Below are 18,606 nucleotides of genomic sequence, written 5' to 3'. Positions count from 1 at the left end.
GACCAGGCGTGCACACTCTCGTCACCAATCTGAGCGCCCTGTGGAAAGTCATCGTGGCCGGGCTGGTGCTGGGCGCCGGGCTACCGATGGTCTTCGCGATCGGGGTGCGGTTCTGGTCGATGACCGCGACCGCCGACGCGGGCACGGTGCGGCGTAACTATCCGGCCCTCGCGGTCGCGCTTGCGTGCTTCGTGCTGGTCGTCGTGGCGATCGTCACCGGCATCCTGTACACGGCGAAGGCGTTCCTTGCGGCCAAATTCGGCATCCATCTGTTCGGGCAGGCGTAAGGAGTGCCAGCGTGACCGATCCAGTGAAACCAGTCCCGGTTCGGCCGAAACTGCTCGGCAAAGTCGTGGGCTGGCTGCGCGCGGGCTACCCGCAGGGCGTGCCGCAGTCGGACTACGTGGCCTTGTTCGCCGTGCTGCACCGGCACCTCACCGACTATGAGGTGGTCGCGATCGCCGAGGAACTGGTCGCTTCGAACTCGGGCAGCGAGATCACGCACACCGAGATCGAGGAGGCCATCGCGCGGCTCGCCAAGGAGCAGCCGGACGAGCATGACGTGGCTCGCGTCGCGTCCCATCTGGCCGCCGGCGGCTGGCCGCTGGCCGATCCGCCCGCCGATTCCGACTGACCCGAGCCGCCGCCGATGCCTCCCTTCCTGCACGCGATCATCAGCTGGCTGCGGGTGGGATACCCGGACGGGGTCCCGGAAGCCGACTACATCCCGCTGCTCGCCCTGCTGCGCCGCCGTCTGTCCGACGCGGAGGTGGCCCGGATCGCCGCCGAGCTGGCGGGTTCCGGCGGCGCGGACATCGACCAGACCGACATCCAGGTGATGATCACCAAGATCACCAACGACATGCCGTCCGAAGCCGATGTGGCGCGGGTGCGCGCACGGGTCGAGGCCAATGCGTGGCCGGGCGAGGACTGATCACCGGTGTTCGCGCGGGCCGCTGAGATAGGGGAGGCGGCGCACGCCCGCCGCGACCTCGTAGGCGAGATCTTCATAGCCCAGCGCCAGTTCGGCGAGGCGCTCCCAGGCGTTGTGCACGGCCCATTCCGGCGCGCCGGAGAGGATGTCGTACGCGCTGGCGGAGAACTGCGCGAGCCGATCGACCACCATGCCCACGGTTTCGGTGTGCATGTGTGCGCCGCCGTGCGGAGGTGACGTCTCGGTGGCGACCCAGCGGTCGATGACGAGCACGAGGCGGGCGCGATGCCGGTCGATATCGTTCGTCCCGCCCGGTGCACAGCGCAGGCGGCGCTGATGTAATCCCGCGAGTAGGTGAGCCGACTCCAGGACTGGGTGGGCGCGATGCGGCGCTATGCGGCAAGCCTTCAGGACGAGCTCTTTGGTGGGCAGCGGTTCCACTGCGTCAACCCCCTGGATCGAATTTTCGCGCCGGGCGTCACGTGAAGGATCATCGGCGATGCCGCCCGCCCGGACGCGGCAATCGGAACCGAGTGCGCAACGGCGCGGTGTCCCATGGCGATTCGAGGACGACGAGGCCGACCGCTTCCAGCGCGGTGAGCCCGACGGGGCGCACCAACTCCTCCGTCAGCGAAACCATCTCCGCCGCTTGGATAGCCGCCGTCGCCTGCTCGGTGTTCACCATCCGGCCACGCAGATAGGACACCACCCACGCGTCGTCGCTGACCCGCCGCGCCTGATGCGGCGTCCGATCACTCACGATCCACGTGCGGTCGACGACGTGCACGGACATCAGAACCCCTCCCCGCCGAAGCGGGTGCTGCCGAAAGCCCCCGCTGTGATGCGCAACACAAGAAGCGTAGGCGCCACAGTGGCGAGAGGTCAAGTTGACCAGTCAATTTGACAAACTCGGCCGCCTGTGGATCCGGGTACGGTCATCTGCACGAACAGCCGGAGCCGGAAGGACGCATCGGACGATGGCACCACTCTCGCCCACGGTGGCGCGCTGGGAGCTCATGCTCCGGATCAAGCGCCGCCGCACCGAGTTCGACGTCTCCGCGTCCGTCATCGCCAAGGAACTCGGGTTCACGTTGTCGTATTGGTCGAAGGTGGAGAAAGAACGCGTCCTGGCCGAGGACAAGCTGCGAAAGTTGATGAGCTTGCTCGAATTCGACCAGGACGAACGTGCGGAGATGTTGCGGCTCCGCGACATCGCGAAGCGACGCGGCTGGTGGTCGGAGTACGCGGAGTTGTTGTCGGACGAGGTGATCCGCCTTTATGGGTTGGAGCACGGGGCGCAGAGCATTCGGACTTACACGAGCATCTTGGTCCCAGGTCTGCTGCAAACAGAGGACTACGCGCGGGCGGTGATCGCCAACGACCGCGCGCGGATTCGGCAAGTGGAAATCGATCGCTGGGTAGAGGTCCGCCTGCGGCGCCAGAAACGACTTACCGAATCAGAGCCGCTGCAGGTCACCGCGATCGTCAACGAGGCCGCGCTGACTCAGCGCACCGGAGGCCAGACTGTCTTGGAAGGCCAGTTACGCCACTTGCTATCGATTACCGAGACGCATGCGGACACGATCGACATTCGTGTCATACCCTTCGACGCGCCGGGCGGTGTGCTGCTCAGCGGTGCGTCGTTCCACCTCCTCGGGTTCGAGAATGCACTCCTACCCGACGTGGCGTGGACCGAGACGCTGATCCATCTCGGGGTGATCGAGGAGAGCGAACCGGTGCGCCACCTCGCGACCATGTTCGCCACCACTCTCGCCGAGCACGCCCTCTCGCAGAACGAGTCCATAACGTTGATCGAACGCAGACTCGCCGCGTTGTAGCGTGATCGGTATGGGGAGCGCGGGCTGCTGGTTCAAGTCATCACATTCGAACGACAGCACCGCCTGTGTCGAAGTGTGTTTCGACGGTGGTCGGGTCCTGGTTCGGGACAGCAAGTTCGAGGGTCGATCGGACGCATCGCCCACGCTGGCGTTCACGCCGACCCAGTGGGCGGGATTCACCTCCGCGATCCGCACCGCCGACCTCACCTGACACGTCTCCCAGCAGACTCTCAGCTTCACGACACCCATAACACAGCTCCATCCGGAAGAGTGTTCCCGTCGATGCGAAGCGATCCATCGACAGCTTCACCGGTGGGCAACTGCCCTGCCCACCACTGGAACCGGCCGGCGGCGCAGCCCCCTCGCATGCGTCGCCGGCCGCTCAGGTCCACGAGTGGTACATGGCTGCGGCAAAACGCGAGAAGGACTCTCGATGGTGTGCCACTCGTCAGATGTCGGCGCCGTGCCGGCGGAGGGCGTCCAGGGCCCGGGTGGTGATGGTGCGGGGGCGGTGGGTCAGGAGGGCGGCGCTTACTCGGATGAGGGTCCAGCCGAGGGATTCCAGGACGGCGCTGCGGTCGATGTCCCAGGTGCGCTGGTCGCGGTCGGTCCAGTGGTGGGCTCCGTCGTATTCGACGGCGACTCGCCATTTGCGCCAGCCCATGTCGAGGCGTGCGAGGGTCATTCCGTCCGGGCCATGGATACGGATCTGGGTTTCCGGCGCGGGCAGTCCTGCTTGCCGCAGCAGCAAGCGCGTACGCGTCTCCTGGATGGACTCGGCGCCGCCGTCGATGTAGGGCAGAACTCGGCGCAAGCTCGTGGCGCCGCGTGCGCGCGGGTGCCGTTCGGCCAGCCGCTCGATGTCCGCGGTGGTCAGCCGGGTCGCGTTGCAGAGGGCGTCGACGACTTCGACCGCCTCGCCGAAGTCGAGGCGTCGGGCCAGGTCGAACGCGGTCCGCGCTGGTGTGGTGCACCGGAATCCGCCGACGCCGCATACTTCGTCCGCCGGTATGGCGTCCCGATAGACCAGCACGTGCCGTGGCGGCCGGGCACGGGTCGACAGCGCGATCTCGGCGGGCTTGTCGTCCAGCCACTGCGTCCCATGCATAGCCGCCGCGGAGAACCCGACCAGAATCCCGGTGCCCTCGACCCAATGCGCGACCGCCTGAGCGCGCCCCCGTGCATCCAGCCGAATCCCCTTGCGGACATAAACATCCGGAAGCACACGCTCGAAGTCCTTCCGCAACTCCCAAGCGCTTACCACCCCCGCTCGTACCGCCCAACTCCCCGGAAAAACCTCCCCGATCTCCCCCATACCCCCATCCTCCCCACCACCCCCGACAAATCTCACGAGTGGTACATGGCTGCGGCAAAACGCGAGAAGGCCTCTCGATGGTGTGCCACTCGTGGCGGTCAACCGGCGAGGAGGTGGAGGAAGTGTTCTACTTCGGACTGGATGGCGGTGCGGGCGGGGGTGAGGTATTCGCGTGGGTCGGAGAGGTCGGGGGTTGCGGCTAGGCGGGCGCGGATGGCGGCGGTCATCCGGATGTTGAGGCGGGTGGCGATGTTGATCTTCGTCATGCCGTGTTCGACGGCGGCGCGCAGGCCGTGATCGGGGACGCCGGATGAGCCGTGTAGCACCAGGGGGACCGGGACCTTCGCGGCCAAGTGGGCGATGAGGTCGTTGTCGAGTTCGGCGGTGCGGGTGTGCATGGCGTGCGAGGAGCCGACGGCGACCGCGAGTGCGTCGACGCCGGTAGCGCTCACGAATTCGACCGCCTCGTCGGGATCGGTGCGTGCGCCGGGCGCGTGGGCGCCGTCCTTGCCGCCCACCTCGCCGAGCTCGGCTTCGATGTGCACGCCGCGCTCATGGCACCAAGCGGTGATCGCGGCGGTGGCGGCGCGGTTGTCGGCGTAGTCGAGGGCCGAGCCGTCGTACATCACCGAGCGGATGCCGAGATCGACGGCGGCATGGATCAATTCGGTGCTGGTGGCGTGGTCGAGATGCACCGCGATCGCGGCCTCGCTGTCGGCGGCGATGCGCAGGCAGGCCAGTGCCAGTGGGGCGATGCCGCGGTAATGGCGCGCGGTGTTCTCCGACAGTTGCAGCACCACCGGTTTTTTCGCCGATTCCGCCGCGGCCGCGATCGCCTCGGCATGCTCGAGGGTTATCACGTTGAAGGCGCCGAGTCCGCCGGGGCGGGCCGCGGCGATCAGATCCGGTATCGAGGTCAGCGGCATGGTTGCGTGCTTTCGAAAGGGCGAGCGGTGTAAAGGATTCGCGGCGGAGGCGCGACCGGATGCGTTGTGGACCGGCTTGTGCGTCCCTGGCCGGCTCGCCGCATGCCGAGGTCGTCGGCGGGGGAACGCGGCATGTGGTTCGCCATGCGAGCCGCGTAAGCGACCAGGGTGGCGGGATCGCCCGGCTCGCGGGAGCATTCCGCACGTTCGCGGGCAGCGGCGAACCGGTTCGGCGGTCATGGAGAAGTCTTCTGCGGTGTGGAGATGTCCAGTTCCCGAACGTGGATGGTCGGGGTGAGGCGGGTGCGCAGGGAGCGGTCGATCTCACCGGCCACCGGAACCACCACGGCGGCCGCGGAGGTCGCGACCACGTCGGCGAGCAGGGCGGCCCAGTCCGGGCGCGATTCGGTGGAAAGGGCGGCGATCACCGCCGCCACCGCGGCATCGCCCGCGCCGGTGGGGTTTCCGGCGAGCGGTTCGGCGAGCGCCCCGGTCCACGCGCCGTCGGCGGTCACCGCGACGATCCCCTCGGGACCGCGGGTCGCGATCAGGGCGCGCACTCCGTTGTCGATCAGCGGCTTCGCGGCGATGACGATGTCGTCGGCGGTCGTCGGCCGGGTGCCGATGAGGCGCTGTAATTCGGTCTCGTCCGGAGTGAGCACGATGCCGGGCACCTGGGCGGCCAAGCGCAGCGCTTCGCCGTCGACGTCGCAGATGGTGGGCACGTCGGCCGCGATGGCGGTGCGGGCGATCTCGGCGGGCAGGGAGGGTTCGATGCCGCCGGGCAGCGACCCGGAGATGACCAATCCGGCGATTTCCGGGAGCAGTCCCGCCACCCGGACCGACAACTGTTCGGCGGCGTGCGGATTGGAGACGCGCGCACCCGGCTCCCAGAGCGCGGTGGCCGTGCCGTCCTCGGATTCGCTGATCACCACTGTGCGGCGCACCCATGGCAGCGCGTGCACGAAGTCGACCGGCATCTCCAATTCGGCGGCGGCCGCGAAGGCGTGGTCGGAGAATCCGGTGGCCCTGGCGTACTTGCCGAGCTGATTCAGCACCCGGGTCACGTTGATGCCCTTGCCGCCGATGCGCTGCTCCACCGACCGGACCCGGTGGGCCTGCCCGCGTTCGAAGCGTTCGACGCGATAGGTCATGTCGTACGCGGGATTCATTGTCACGGTGAGGATCACTTCAACCACTGTCCACGTCTGAGCACCCCACGCAAGTGGAGATTGTCACGGACTGTCAATATGTCGGCGAAATAGCCGGGCCGCAGGTCACCGACGTCGGCGAGCCCGAGTGCGGCGGCCGGAACCGAGGTGGCCGCCAGGACCGCCGCGCGCAGCGGGACGCCGGAGTCGCGCACGGCCCACGCGACGCATTCCAGCAGGGTGCTGACGCCGCCCGCGATCGACCCGTCGGCGATGCGCGCCACGCCGGCACGGACCGTCACCGGCTGCGGACCGAGCTGGTACTCGCCGTCGCCGAGCCCCGCGGCCTGCATGGCATCGGTGACCAGCGCGACTCGCCCCGGCGCGGTCGCGAACACCAGCGCGGCGAAGCCCGGATCCACGTGCACGCCGTCGCCGATCAGCTCCACGGTCACGGCACCGCCCGCGGCGGCCGCCAGCGCCGCGGCGACCGGGCCAGGGTTCCGGTGATGCAGCGGTGGCATGCCGTTCGCCAAGTGCGTCACGAGGCTTCCTGATCCTCTGGGAGCCAGCGCATTCCGGAATGACGCGTAGTCGGTGTCGGTGTGGCCGAGCGCGACCACCACGCCGTTGTCGGTCAGCCGCCGCGCGACGGCCGCGTAGCCGGGACGTTCCGGCGCGAGCGTCATCGCGCGCAGGTGCGCGCCACCCGCGTCCAGCAGCCGGTCGGTCAGCCCGGGATCGGGGTCGCACAGATATCGCGGGTCCTGCGCCCCGCGGCGCGCCTCGGACAGGAACGGCCCCTCGACGTGGATACCGCCGAGCACGCCTTCCTCGGCGAGTTCGCGCAAGGTGGCGGTCTGAGCCACCATTTCCGCGGCGGGGCCGGTGACCACGCTCGCCACGACGGTGGTCGAGCCGCGCGCATGGTGCGATTGCGCCGCCGCGCGGGCCTGCTCACCGCGCACGGTATCGAACCGGTACCCGAATCCGCCGTGATTGTGAATGTCCACAAGCCCCGGCAGCACGGTTCCCGAAAATGGCGGCTCAGGTAAATCGCGATGCGTCGCGCGCCACTGTGCGAACGACCGCACCGCGTCGATCCGATCCCCGGACACCATCACTACGCCGTCGTCCACCGTGACGCTCGCCGAGACGATGCGCCCCCGGATGAGCTGGGTGTGTGCTGTCATTCGAGTGCCCCTCGGCTCGCGCGGACCGGCTGACGGATAGGGATGTCCACTGTGCTGGCTGAAGCTTGTGGTGCGCCTCGGTTCGTCGGCTGCGCGGGTGGCGTCATGTCAACGCTCCGTGGCGGGCGAAGAGGGCGGCGCCTGCCAGCCCCGCGCGTGCGCCGAACCGGCCGAGGACGACTCGGGGAGCGGGGACCAGGCGGAGCCGGCCGGACAGGGCGCGGTGCAGTGGGTCGGTGAGCGCCGCGCCCGCTCCGGCGAGCCCGCCGCCGAGGACGACGAGTTCGGGGCAGGCCGCGTGGACGATGCCGACCAGACCGTCGGCGAGCGCGTCGACCGCGTCCGCCACGACGGCGGCGGCGTCGGGGTCGGTGGACATGAGTGCGAAAACTTCCGCCGCGCCACCGGTCTCGCGTCCGGTGCGCCGGGTGTAGGCCCGCGCGATGGCCGCGCCCGAGGCGACCGTCTCGACGCATCCGGTATTGCCGCAGGGGCAGGGCAATCCGCCCGCGCGCCGCACCGGCACGTGCCCGTACTCGCCGACCTGGCCGTAGCTGCTGCGTACCAGCCTCCCGCCGACCGACAACGTGCCCGAGATACCGGTGCCGAGAATGACGACGCACACATTCTCGTGTCCCTGCCCCGCGCCGTACCGCCATTCCGCCCAACCGGCCACGGCGACATCGTGTTCGATCAGCGTCGGTACACCCCAGCGCGCGGGGAAGCGGTCGCCCACGTGCACGTCCCGCCAGCCGACGTTGCTGCTGAAGACGGCGACCGATCGGGCGGTGTCGACGATGCCGGGCAGCACGACGGCGGCGCGACGTACCCGGCGGCGGTCGGATTCCGGGAGTCCCCCGAGCAACCGATCGCCCAGCTCGCCCATGGCATCGAACGCGGCCGGACCATGCGGTGTAGCCACGGTGCCCACGGCCAGCGCAGTGCCCCCCGCGTCGGTGATCTCGCCTTTGATCGTGGTGCCGCCGACATCCATGCCGAGCACGAGCGCGTCATCCGGCAGCGCCCGCGCCGCTGCGCCGAGTATGTCCATCGGCTGCCCGGCCGAACCTCGCCGCGCGGTAGGCCGGTCGCCGGGGCATGCGCAGTCCGTCACCGCGCCGCGCGATCCGGACACGGACGCACCAGTCGGCGCACACGGCTGCTCGGTTCCCATCCTCGGCACAGTAGTTCGTGGTGGCTCCCGCGACGGTGCGCATGCGGCCTGTGGTGATGTCACGAGTTCGAGTCGACTCGAGGCCGACGGTGTGGCTGCGGGCGCGACGATGCCGTCCGTACCCGGCGCGGTACGGCGAATGCTCACCGCAGGCCCTCGGTCACGACTTCAAAACCACCGAGCGATTCAGGCCGCGCGGGTGGTCGGGGTCCAATCCCAGGTCGGCGGAACGCAGGAGGCAGAGCCGATGCACTCGGACCAGGTCCGCCATCGGGTCGATGTCGCGATGCTCCAGGTGGGCGCCGGTGGCGGCGACGTCGTCGGGGAAGCCCGGCTCGAGTGGGCCGAACGCCCAGACCGCCCGGCCGGGCGCCGAGATGGCGATCGGACCGTGGCGATACTCCGTCGCCGGATACGCCTCCGTCCAGGACTGGCAGGATTCGCGCAGCTTGAGCGCCGCCTCCTCGGCGATGGCCGCCGCGAATCCCATACCGACGAAACTGATCTGCTCGGCGTGGCGCACCGCGGCCAGCGACTCGGCGGGATCCTCGGCGAGCACCGCGCGCGCTCGGGCGATCACCGAGGTGAGGTCTTCGCCGAGGTGGTTGCGCAGGATGGCGAGGGTGGTCGTCGCGAAGCGGGTCTGCACCACCGACCGCTCGTCGACCTGGTCGATGAGGATCGGGGCGCCCAGTTCGAGGACGGGCGTGCCGGGACTGGAGCAGATCACCGTCCGAGGGACGTGCGCCGGGATGTCCCGCATCGCGCGCACCACTTCGGTGGTGGTGCCGGAGCGGCAGATCACCAGGTAGCGGTCGTACTCGCGAGCACGGACCGCGCTGGCGGGCCAGGCGTCGGTGAGGCCATGACCCGCGCCCTCGCGCAGTGCCGCGATGGCGCGCGCCATGAAATACGACGTGCCGCAACCGATCACCGCGACCCGCTCGCCCGGTTTCGGCAGCACGGCGCGATGCTCCGCTGCGACGGCGGCGGCGTGCGTCCAATCGTCCGGCTGGGTGGCCACTTCGGTGACCAGATGCGGCTGCGGCGTGGGGTCGGCAGGCGTAGGCACGCCACCAGCTTCACTCTGGATGATCGTTTATGTCAAATTTCCGTCTAAAACAGTCACATCTGATCACATTTCGGGCTAGATTGAGGTGCACGGACGGTGTGTCCTCCCATCATCGGCGGCTCCGCTGGCGCCGGGTGGGTAAATCTGAAAGGTTCTGCTCGTGAAAAGACCATTCCACCGCGTGCTTGCCGGAGTCGCGATGGTCACCGGCGTCGCGCTGGCCCTGTCGTCCTGTGGGTTCGGTTCGAAAAGTGGTGCGGACTCGGCTACCACGATCAATTTCCTCGCCCCCGCCTACAGCGACGGCGCCACGGGCACCAAGGCGCTGTGGGACGGCATCATCGCCGAATTCCAGAAGCAGAACCCGGGCATCACCGTCGATCTGCAGATGGAGTCGTGGAACTCGATCAACGACGTGGTGCGCACGAAACTCCAGTCACAGTCGACCACCCCGGACATCCTCAACATCGACGCCTACGCCAGCTTCGCGGGCGACGGCCTGCTCTACCCGGCGACCGACATCGTCTCCGCGCCGGTGCTGGCCGACATCCAGCCCGCTTTCGCGCAGAACGCGGCGTTGAACGGCACGCAATACGCGCTGCCGCTGTTCGCCTCCACCCGAACCCTGTTCTACAACACCGAACTGTTCGAGAAAGCGGGCATCGTCCGGCCGCCGAAGACCTGGGCCGAGCTGACCGACGCGGCGAAGAAGATCCAGGCGCTCGGCGGCGGCGTCTCCGGGTACGGGCTCCCGCTGGGCAGCGAGGAGGCACAAGGCGAAACCTCCATCTGGACCTTCGGCGCGGGCGGCTCGTGGGCCGACGGCGACCGGGTCACCGTGGACACCCCGGAGAACCTGGAAGGGGTGCGGGCCATGCGTGAGCTGATCGACGCCGGTGCGACGCAGCCGAATCCGGGCGCGACCGACCGCAAGGACGTGATCAACGCCTTCATCCAGGGCAAGATCGGCATGATCGAAGCCCTGCCGCCCACCATCGGTCAGATCGCCGCGAAGAATCCCGGTCTGCGGTACGCGACCGCGCCTTCGCCGACCAAGACCGGGAACCCGGTCACGCTCGGGGTGGCCGATCATCTGATGGCGTTCAAGAAGGACGGCGCCAAGGCCGAGTCGATCAAGAAGTTCCTCGACTACTTCTATTCGGCGGCGGTATACGCGGACTTCGTCAAGCACGAGGGCTTCATCCCGATCACCCACAGTGCCGCCACCGCCCTCGCCGAGGATCCGGTGACGAAGGCGTTCGCCGCCACGCTTCCGGTCGCGAGGTTCTATCCGAGCAACAACCCGAAATGGGCCGTGGCGCAAGGGGTGATCCGCCAGCAGATGGGCACCATCGCACAGGGCGCCGACCCCGCTCAGGTGTTGCAACGGATCCAGGAAGCAACGAAATAGCGTGCGGCGCAGAGGAGTACTGGCGGCACTGCCGTGGATCGGGCCGTCACTGGTCCTGATCGCGGCCGTTGTCGCCTTCCCGGCCTGCTACATGCTGTGGACCAGCACCAGGGACCTCAGCGCCTACGGCCAGGACCGCGGCGCCGCCGGACTGGCCAATTACCGGGCGCTGTTCGACATCTCGGAGCTCGGCTCGGTGCTGGTCCACACGGTGGTCTGGGTAGTGGGCGTCGTGCTGGTCACGCTGGCGTTGTCCGCGGCGCTGGCCCAATTCCTGAACAAGGAGTTCCCCGGCCGCGCCGCGGTGCGGATGGCGATCCTGGTGCCGTGGGCGGCGTCGGTCGTGATGACGACCACGATCTTCTACTACATGCTCGATCCGGACGTGGGCATCGCCAATCGGTTCCTGGTGGACATCGGCCTGCTCGACCGCGGATACGGGTTCACCAAGCAGCCGACGCAGGCGTTCCTCGTGGCGATGGGCGTCGCGGTGTTCGTCTCGGTGCCGTTCACCACCTACACGATTCTGGCCGGACTGCAAGCCATTCCGGCGGAGATCGAGGAGGCGGGGCGGGTCGACGGCGCGAGCGCCTGGCAGCGCTACCGCCATCTCACGCTGCCGCAGCTGCGTCCGGCGGTCGCGGTGGCGACCATCATCAACATCATCAACGTGTTCAACTCGCTGCCGATTCTGCAAGTGATCACCGGCAGCATCGCCGGCTTCTCGGCGGACACCACGACGACGCTGACCTTCAAGCTGATTCGGCAGAACCAGCAGGTCGACACCGCCGCGGCGATGAGCGTGCTGAACTTCGCGCTGATCGTCGTCGTCATCGCGATCTATGTGAAGCTGGTCCGTCCGACCGCGGAGATCGACCGATGACCACGCGGGTGGAGGTACGCGAGCAGGCCACGGCGACGCCGCTCGCCCCGGCGGCGCCCGCGCGGCGCGCCCGACGCCGCTGGGAGCTCACCGCCGTCGGCGTGGTGCTCGCCGCGGTGTTCCTGCTGCCGTTCGTCGTCATGGTGCTCGGTTCGCTGAAGAGCAGAGCCGAGATCCTGCGCATCCCGCCGACGTATCTGCCGCGGTCCTGGCATCCGGACAACTACGCGACGATGTGGGACACCCCCGAGACGCCGCTGCCGTTCAACCTGGCCAGCACGATCATCATCGCGGTCTGCGCCACCGCTTTGGTGCTGGCCGTGGCGATTCCGGCCGGGTATTACACGGCGCGGCACCGTTTTCCGGGGCGCCTGGTGTTTCTCGGCGTGGTGCTGGTGACCCAGATGTTGCAGCCGACGGTGCTGGTCACCGGGTTGATCCGGGAGTTCTTCGCGCTCGGCATCAACGACACCTGGCTGGCGATGATCTTGGTGAACGCCGCGTTCAACCTTTCGTTCGCGGTGTGGATCCTGCACAGTTTCTTCGCCGCGATCCCGGTGGAGATCGAGGAAGCCGCGATGCTCGACGGGCTCGGGCGCGGGCAGATCCTGGTCCGGGTGAGCCTGCCGCTGGTGTGGCCCGGCATCGTGACGGCGACGATCTTCGTCGTGGTGGCGTGCTGGAACGAATTCGCCGCCAGCCTGGTCGTGCTCACCACGCCGGAGAACCAACCGCTGTCGGTGGCGCTGACCAAGTTCGTCGGCGAGTACGACACCGCGTGGCAATACGTGTTCGCGATCTCCACCGTCGGCATCGTCCCGGTGGTGCTGCTGTTCGCTCTCATCGAGAAGCGTCTGGTGGCGGGGTTGACCGCGGGAAGCGTGAAATAGCCTGCGAGAACTGGCGCACCGGGATGACGGAATCGCCGCGCCGCCACCGTTCGGCGCGCTGATGGAAGGTAGCCGCGCGGTAGCATCGAAAGGTGACACGGCGGGATCACGGACCCAAGGACGGTCGCAGCTACGGCGGGCTGTCCAAGGAACAGCGGGTTGCCCAGCGGCAGACCCGCCTGATCGATGCCGCTCTCGAACTATTCGGCACCCAGGGATACGCGGCCACCTCGATCGAGCGCCTCTGCGCCGTGGCGAACGTCTCCACGCGCAGCTTCTACGAGGACATGGGCAGCCGCGAAGCACTGCTCATCGCCCTGGCGAATCGCATCACCTCTCGTGCGCTGGAATGCGCGCTCGCCGCGCTGGCGGCCACCGAGAACGAGCCCTTGCCCACCCGCGTGGTAGCGAGTTTTCGCGCTTATCTGAGCGTCACGTGCGCCGACGCCCGGTCCGCGCGGGTTTGCTATGTCGAGGTGGTCGGCGTGAGTACGGCGGTGGAGGAGTGGCGCAGGCAGCAGCGTGGCCTGCTGTCGGCGCTGCTGATCAGCGAGGCCGAACGCGCCGTCGGCCGTGGCGAGACCGGTCCGCGGCGTTTCGATCTCTTCGCGCTGGCCGTGATCGGCGCGGTCACCTCACTCGCACAGGAATTGGTGCAGGGTACGGCGCCGGATTCGGCGGTGAGTCTGGACGAGATCTGCGAAGAGATCGCCTACTTCGTGAATTCCGGTCTTTCCCAGGCGCGCGATCCCGGTACGGAAGACGGGCGTCTTCCCGCTACCGCGGCGCTTCCGGCCCGGCCCACCGTCGAGGCCGATGTGTTCTGAGCGGGGCCGGCGTCGGCCGTGCGGATTTCCGCGGTCGGTGGGTGCGTGTGTTCATATTGTTCGCGTGTTCGCCGAAACAGCAGGTTGCCCGCGCGAGCGGGGCGGTGTGAGATGACCGGGCCGACGGATCGTCCGCAACGGTGGAACCGGTTGCTGGAATTGCTCGCCGAATCCGGGCGGCTTTCGGTGGAGGAGGCCGCCGAGCGGCTCGGTGTGTCCGCCGCTACGGTGCGCCGCGATTTCACCGCGCTCGCCGAACAACAACTGGCCACCAGGACGCACGGCGGTGTGGTGGCGACCTCGGTGGCCTACGACCTGCCCGCGCGTTACCGGCAGAGTGCGGGCGAGGCCAAGCAGCGCATCGCCGAACACGCCGCGTCGCTGGTCGATCCGTGCGCGGTGGTCGGGATGAACGGCGGCACCACCACCACGGCGGTGGCCAGGGCGCTGGCCGTGCGCACGGATCTCGGATCGGCCGGTGACGAGCAGCTCACTCTTGTCACCAACGCGCTGAACATCGCGGGGGAGATGGTGCTGCGGCCACACGTGCGCACGATCGTTCTCGGCGGTGTGGCCCGGCGCGAGTCCTACGAGCTGCACGGGCCGCTGGCCGAACGGGCCCTGGCCGAACTGCGGCTCGACGATCTCGTGCTCGGCGTGAACGCGATCTCCGTCGAGGGCGGCGCACAGTGCAGGCACATCGACGAGGCCGGGGTGACCACCGAGATGGTGCGGCGTTCCGGCCGGGTGCTGGTGGTGGCCACCGCGGACAAGCTCGAGCGCACCGCACTGGCCCGCATCTGCGGCATCGAGCAGGTGCAGGTGCTGGTCACCGATACCGGCGCGGATCCGGCCGCGGTCCAGGCGATCCGGGCGGCGGGCGTGCGGGTCGACGTGGTGTAGGCGCTCACACCATCTGCGCGATCCATTCGTCCCAATACTCTTCGTACCACTGACGGAAGTGCCGGCCGTACGACATCTTGCTGTTGCTTCCTGTCTCGAAGCGATAGTGATCAGCTATTCGTTGTACCGCCTCGTCGTGGGAGAACTCTCCACTGCGATATCTCTCATAAATCCTGCGGTACTTCCCCGAGACGGTGTGATTGATGTCCGGCCCGCCATTTTCGAGTATCTGGCGGCGTATGTTGAGCTGTGACATGACGGCATGGCCCTCGTTCCGCAGCGACCGGTCCACATGATCGGCCACCCATTGCTCCCGCGTTCGGCCCATCGGCGGCGAGGGGGCGTCGTTGTGCGGATTACCGGGGTGGGCATGGTCGATCTCATGTGCGAGCGCATCGGTGGAGGCTCCGGCGTTGCCTTCCATCTTGCGATCGAGAACAACAGCCTTGTCCTCGTAGTCGGCGTAGGTTCCGTCCCCTCTCTTTCCGTAGCGAATGGTCCATCCGAACTGCTGTACGTCCTGGACCTGACGAATGAGGTCCTCGGACAACCCGGCGATTTCGTCGACTTCTCCGCCCAGTCCGGTCTCTACGGACGTCGAGTAGCCGAGCCGCTGTAGGCTTTTCTGGTATTCCGGGATTTCCAGGGTTCCCCTTCGGATGGCATCCCGTCCGGCGAGATCGGCATCCATTGTCTTGGCGACGGTCAGGTTGACTTCTCCGCTGAGACTATGGACATTGTGCGATGCGGCATTCGCGTATCTCGATAGATCGCGGCGTAGGCCGGTCGTCAGGTTCAGGAATAGTTCGCGGAGACCTCTCATTCCGGGCTACCGCTGCCGAGGCTCCGAACTCGTCCACGGTTCTCGTGTACGGATATGTCTCTGAGGAGTTGCGAGCGGGCATGGAATCTGATGTTCAGCTTTCTCGCCCCATGCTCAGAGGTGAACGAAACCGCTCCTTCGGGCGGAATCCTAGGGTCGACCCGTGCGTTTTCCATCGGGAGTTCGAAGTTCCCGGCCATATCGGCACGGGTGATGCGGACGTCCATCGCGACGTGCATGATCACCAGGGCATGTGAACCGACTGCCCCCGTGCGCGGGCCGCGGAACGCGATTGATGAGAACGGCCCGCCGTCCGGGTATGCCACGAATTCGCGTGCCTGCGGATTCGCGCAGGGTACTGCACTGAACTCCGTCGCGCACGCTGAGGAGACATAGTGTGGCGTGAAGCATTCCGGGATCGCCAGTACATGATCGGCAATCAGTCGGATCTCGCGGATGTATGGCGATGTCATGCTGGCTGTTCCTCCGCGGGCCGAAGTGCTCAGGCCCGCGGATCATGGCGCTCACATGCCGGAAAATCGTTCCTACCAGCGGTGGTGCGGCGCGGTCATCGGGATGTCGAGCAACTCGGGCTCTGTGCGGTTTTGGGCTTCTTCGCAAGTGTGGCAAACATGTGGCACCGAAGATGTTCTCACCACTGGGAATGACGTGAAGGCCGGATCAGGCTGGTAGCGACTGAATTACTGATAGATGGACCGGCTGTCGGCCGGTTACCGATCTGCGGTGCTGAACCGATTCAGCGGCGCATCGGCGCCGGTGGGTCGACGCATGGCTCGCGCCCAAACGAGGAATCCCCAGGCTACGAATCCCGCGTAGACCAGATACAGCGTCGCCGACGGGTAGTAGCCCGCACGCACCAGCAGTGGAATGCCGACCAGGTCGACCGCGATCCAGATCAACCAGAACTCGGCGAGCCCCCTGGCCATGCCGTAGGTGGCCAGCACCGAGCCGGTGAAGATCCACGCCTCGGCCCACGGGCCGTAGGAACCGAGCCATTCGAAGAGCTGGGCGAAAACGGCCGTGCCCGCGAGCATCGCCACCACCAGGACGACGCGTTCGCGCGTGCTCGCCCAGCGCGGGTCGACGCCGCGGTGCTCGAGCGCGGTCCCGCGTGCCGCGTGCCGGTACCAGCTCCACCAGCCGTATACGCTGACCGCGATGAACATCAGCTGGCGTCCCGCCTGTCCGGCCATGTTCAGCTGCTGCGGAGTGTGGAACACCCCACCGACGAATACGGTGAACAGCAACGCGTTCCCGGCGATGCCGACGGGCCAGGCCCAGACCCGCCGCCGCATGCCGCCGATCGCGGAAGCCAAGCCGAAGCCGTTGCCGACCACCTCGCGCCAGAGGATCTCCGAGCCCGCGATGTGCAGCTTGGCGTCGAGCAGCGTGAGGATCGGGTTCACCTGTCGTGTAACCCGCGGCGGGGCGTATCTCATCCGTTCGGATCGCCGCGATCGGAAATGCGCGGTGCGGACCGTAACGATTGCGCAATCTGGCGACGCCATTCGCAATGTCCGTGCAACGGGGTGCTCCTATGGTGGCCGTCATGAGCACGGAGAGCGATACCGCCGGGGGGACCGGAATTCATCTCAGCGGATTGACCAAGACCTTCCGGGTCGGGCGGAAAACCGTGCAGGCGTTGGCGAGCGTCGATCTGCACACCGAGCAGGGCGCGTTCCTGTCGCTGCTCGGTCCGTCCGGCTGCGGCAAGTCGACGGTGCTGCGCATTCTCGCGGGCCTGGAGACGCCGACCGCGGGCAAGGCGCTGATCGACGGCGCGACCCCCGCCGAACTGCGCGGCAAGCACGCGTTCGGCATCGCCTTCCAGGATTCGGCGCTGCTGCCGTGGCGATCGGTGGCGTCGAATATCGCGCTGCCGCTCCAAGTCGCGGGCATCACGCCGGAGCCGGGGCAGATCGATGACCTGATCCGCCTGGTCGGGCTGGACGGCTTCGAGAAGGCCAAGCCCGCGCAACTGTCCGGCGGCATGCGCCAACGCGTCTCGATCGCGCGCGCACTGGTGGTGAAGCCCACCGTGCTGCTGCTGGACGAACCGTTCGGAGCGCTGGACGACATGACCAGGCAGCGGCTCAATCTGGAGTTGCTGCGGATCTGGACCGAGAAGCCCGCGACGACGCTGATGGTGACCCACGGCATCGCGGAGGCGGTGTTCCTGTCCGACGTGGTGGCCGTGATGAGCCCGCGGCCGGGGCGGGTGCTGGAACTGGTCGAGATCGATCTGCCGCGTCCACGGCTGCCCGAGATGATGCGGACACCGGAATTCCACAAGCTGCACGACTATCTGTCCGAGCTGCTGTTCGGGACCGCGGGAAAGGAGGCGTCGCATGAACGAGCACCGACCGGAACGCTGCCTGCGGCACCGTAAGCCGGGCTGGCAGCGGGCGAGCGTGCGCACTCGGCTGCTGCGGCGGCATCCATGCGTCCGGAGGACAGGGGATACGGCGTGAAGCGCTTCGGCGGCGTGCTCGGCGTGCTGGGGCTGGTCGCGGTGTGGTGGGCGCTCGCGGCGTTCGAGGTAGCGGGCGGCACCATACCGAGTCCCTGGCAGGTGCTGCACACCATGTACTCCGACGGATGGGGCCTGTACGGTCCTAATTTCCGGATCACCGCGCTCGGCGCGCTACAGGGATTCGTCTGGGGCAACGCCATGGCCGTCGCCCTGGCCGTTCTGATCGTTCTGGTCCCGCCGATCGAGTCGCTGGCGACCCAGTTGGCGATCCTGAGCTATTGCACTCCGCTGCTCGCGCTCGGCCCGATCATCCTTGTGGTGTTCGGCGGACGCACCCCGACGGTCTTCCTGGCCGCGATGTACTGCTTCTTCACCACTATGGTCGGCACCGTCGCCGGGTTGCGCTCGGCCGACCGGACCAGCCTGGAACTGGTGCGCGCCTACGGCGGCGGACGCTGGCAGCAGTTGTACCGGGTGCAGGCGATCTCGGCGCTGCCGAGCACGTTCGCGGCGTTGAAGATCGCCGCGCCGTCGGCCGTGCTCGGCGCGATCATCGGCGAGTACCTCGGTGGCGTGGACAGCGGCATCGGGGTGGCGCTGACCGCCGCCCAGACCTCCTACAACGTGCCACGCACCTGGGGCATGGCGCTGGCCGCCGCCGCGCTGGCCGGACTCGGCTACGCGCTGGTGGCGCTGGCCGCCCGCCTGGCCGCGCCCTGGACCGTCCGGGAGGCGCGATGAAGATCGCCACGTGCGTTGGGCTGCACCAGGT

The 18,606-nt window shown here is 67.8% G+C and carries 23 protein-coding genes; 12 read left to right on the top strand and 11 right to left on the bottom strand.

The features are described from left to right. The first annotated feature begins 8 nt into the window (after positions 1-8). Genes ACWEH3_RS00895 through ACWEH3_RS00885 form a run of 3 tightly spaced genes read left to right on the top strand, consistent with a single transcriptional unit; the run spans position 9 to position 934 of the window. Positions 9-287, top strand: coding sequence for a hypothetical protein (locus tag ACWEH3_RS00895; RefSeq protein WP_450024250.1), 279 nt, complete (start codon positions 9-11; stop codon positions 285-287). A gap of 11 nt (positions 288-298) precedes the next feature. Then, positions 299-634 (top strand): DUF3349 domain-containing protein, encoded by a 336-nt coding sequence (locus tag ACWEH3_RS00890; RefSeq protein WP_397078811.1) that lies wholly within the window; start codon positions 299-301, stop codon positions 632-634. 15 nt (positions 635-649) lie between these two features. Next, complete coding sequence (locus tag ACWEH3_RS00885; protein WP_355071768.1) at positions 650-934, top strand: DUF3349 domain-containing protein; 285 nt, start codon at positions 650-652, stop codon at positions 932-934. On the opposite strand, the gene ACWEH3_RS00880 is transcribed toward ACWEH3_RS00885, so the two are convergent. Together ACWEH3_RS00880 and ACWEH3_RS00875 are read right to left on the bottom strand one after the other, a co-directional pair. Then, on the bottom strand, positions 935-1,375 hold the full coding sequence (locus tag ACWEH3_RS00880; protein WP_450024247.1) for a DUF4254 domain-containing protein: 441 nt from the start codon (positions 1,373-1,375) through the stop codon (positions 935-937). A 49-nt stretch (positions 1,376-1,424) separates the two neighbouring features. Continuing rightward, complete coding sequence (locus ACWEH3_RS00875) at positions 1,425-1,727, bottom strand: hypothetical protein (protein ID WP_450024245.1); 303 nt, start codon at positions 1,725-1,727, stop codon at positions 1,425-1,427. Positions 1,728-1,911: 184 nt separating this feature from the next. Between ACWEH3_RS00875 and ACWEH3_RS00870 the strand changes: the two genes are divergently transcribed. Continuing rightward, positions 1,912-2,772: a helix-turn-helix domain-containing protein gene (locus ACWEH3_RS00870; RefSeq protein ID WP_450024243.1), complete on the top strand. Its 861-nt coding sequence runs from the start codon at positions 1,912-1,914 to the stop codon at positions 2,770-2,772. Positions 2,773-2,782: 10 nt separating this feature from the next. Next, entirely contained in the window at positions 2,783-2,983 is a 201-nt protein-coding gene (locus tag ACWEH3_RS00865; protein WP_450024241.1) for a DUF397 domain-containing protein, read from the top strand. A 237-nt stretch (positions 2,984-3,220) separates the two neighbouring features. Here ACWEH3_RS00865 and ACWEH3_RS00860 read toward each other — a convergent pair whose 3' ends face one another. From ACWEH3_RS00860 to ACWEH3_RS00835, 6 genes are all read right to left on the bottom strand, one after another. Further along, the gene (locus tag ACWEH3_RS00860; RefSeq protein ID WP_450024239.1) at positions 3,221-4,036 is read right to left on the bottom strand and encodes a DUF559 domain-containing protein; all 816 of its coding nucleotides are present in this window, start codon (positions 4,034-4,036) and stop codon (positions 3,221-3,223) included. A 149-nt stretch (positions 4,037-4,185) separates the two neighbouring features. Beyond that, positions 4,186-5,013 carry a class II fructose-bisphosphate aldolase gene (locus tag ACWEH3_RS00855; RefSeq protein WP_450024237.1) on the bottom strand — a complete coding sequence of 276 codons (828 nt, stop codon included), beginning with the start codon at positions 5,011-5,013 and terminating at the stop codon, positions 4,186-4,188. A 236-nt stretch (positions 5,014-5,249) separates the two neighbouring features. After that, positions 5,250-6,203 (bottom strand): hexose kinase, encoded by a 954-nt coding sequence (locus tag ACWEH3_RS00850; protein WP_452358246.1) that lies wholly within the window; start codon positions 6,201-6,203, stop codon positions 5,250-5,252. Continuing rightward, entirely contained in the window at positions 6,200-7,357 is a 1,158-nt protein-coding gene (locus ACWEH3_RS00845; protein ID WP_450024233.1) for an N-acetylglucosamine-6-phosphate deacetylase, read from the bottom strand. Before ACWEH3_RS00845 ends, ACWEH3_RS00850 begins: the two co-directional genes overlap by 4 nt. A gap of 103 nt (positions 7,358-7,460) precedes the next feature. Then, a complete protein-coding gene (locus tag ACWEH3_RS00840) occupies positions 7,461-8,408 on the bottom strand; it encodes an ROK family protein (protein WP_450024231.1) in 948 nt (315 codons plus the stop codon). A gap of 283 nt (positions 8,409-8,691) precedes the next feature. Next, positions 8,692-9,603, bottom strand: coding sequence for an SIS domain-containing protein (locus ACWEH3_RS00835; RefSeq protein ID WP_450024229.1), 912 nt, complete (start codon positions 9,601-9,603; stop codon positions 8,692-8,694). A gap of 160 nt (positions 9,604-9,763) precedes the next feature. Between ACWEH3_RS00835 and ACWEH3_RS00830 the strand changes: the two genes are divergently transcribed. From ACWEH3_RS00830 to ACWEH3_RS00810, 5 genes are all read left to right on the top strand, one after another. Then, positions 9,764-11,014, top strand: coding sequence for an extracellular solute-binding protein (locus tag ACWEH3_RS00830; protein WP_450024227.1), 1,251 nt, complete (start codon positions 9,764-9,766; stop codon positions 11,012-11,014). A 1-nt stretch (position 11,015) separates the two neighbouring features. Beyond that, a complete protein-coding gene (locus ACWEH3_RS00825) occupies positions 11,016-11,897 on the top strand; it encodes a carbohydrate ABC transporter permease (protein ID WP_450024225.1) in 882 nt (293 codons plus the stop codon). Continuing rightward, positions 11,894-12,787 carry a carbohydrate ABC transporter permease gene (locus tag ACWEH3_RS00820; protein WP_450024223.1) on the top strand — a complete coding sequence of 298 codons (894 nt, stop codon included), beginning with the start codon at positions 11,894-11,896 and terminating at the stop codon, positions 12,785-12,787. The genes ACWEH3_RS00825 and ACWEH3_RS00820 overlap by 4 nt, the downstream gene beginning before the upstream one ends. Positions 12,788-12,879: 92 nt before the next feature. Next, on the top strand, positions 12,880-13,614 hold the full coding sequence (locus ACWEH3_RS00815; RefSeq protein ID WP_450024221.1) for a TetR/AcrR family transcriptional regulator: 735 nt from the start codon (positions 12,880-12,882) through the stop codon (positions 13,612-13,614). Positions 13,615-13,725: 111 nt separating this feature from the next. Then, a complete protein-coding gene (locus ACWEH3_RS00810) occupies positions 13,726-14,517 on the top strand; it encodes a DeoR/GlpR family DNA-binding transcription regulator (RefSeq protein ID WP_450024219.1) in 792 nt (263 codons plus the stop codon). Between the two features lie 4 nt (positions 14,518-14,521). Here ACWEH3_RS00810 and ACWEH3_RS00805 read toward each other — a convergent pair whose 3' ends face one another. The 3 genes from ACWEH3_RS00805 to pnuC all read right to left on the bottom strand — a co-directional run bounded on the left by ACWEH3_RS00805 (position 14,522) and on the right by pnuC (position 16,767). Beyond that, positions 14,522-15,340 carry a hypothetical protein gene (locus tag ACWEH3_RS00805; RefSeq protein ID WP_450024217.1) on the bottom strand — a complete coding sequence of 273 codons (819 nt, stop codon included), beginning with the start codon at positions 15,338-15,340 and terminating at the stop codon, positions 14,522-14,524. Next, on the bottom strand, positions 15,337-15,813 hold the full coding sequence (locus ACWEH3_RS00800; protein WP_450024215.1) for a hypothetical protein: 477 nt from the start codon (positions 15,811-15,813) through the stop codon (positions 15,337-15,339). Before ACWEH3_RS00800 ends, ACWEH3_RS00805 begins: the two co-directional genes overlap by 4 nt. A gap of 258 nt (positions 15,814-16,071) precedes the next feature. Next, positions 16,072-16,767: a nicotinamide riboside transporter PnuC gene (gene pnuC, locus ACWEH3_RS00795; RefSeq protein WP_356962661.1), complete on the bottom strand. Its 696-nt coding sequence runs from the start codon at positions 16,765-16,767 to the stop codon at positions 16,072-16,074. A gap of 143 nt (positions 16,768-16,910) precedes the next feature. On the opposite strand from pnuC, the gene ACWEH3_RS00790 reads away from it, so the two are divergent. Next, positions 16,911-17,750, top strand: a complete 840-nt coding sequence (locus tag ACWEH3_RS00790; protein WP_450024213.1) for an ABC transporter ATP-binding protein — start codon at positions 16,911-16,913, stop codon at positions 17,748-17,750. A gap of 51 nt (positions 17,751-17,801) precedes the next feature. Then, positions 17,802-18,575, top strand: a complete 774-nt coding sequence (locus ACWEH3_RS00785) for an ABC transporter permease (protein ID WP_450024211.1) — start codon at positions 17,802-17,804, stop codon at positions 18,573-18,575. Positions 18,576-18,606 lie beyond the last annotated feature (31 nt).

Source organism: Nocardia sp. NPDC004718 (assembly GCF_053601535.1).
Note: the sequence above shows the minus strand (reverse complement) of the source record. Positions and strands in the feature narration are given on the sequence as shown.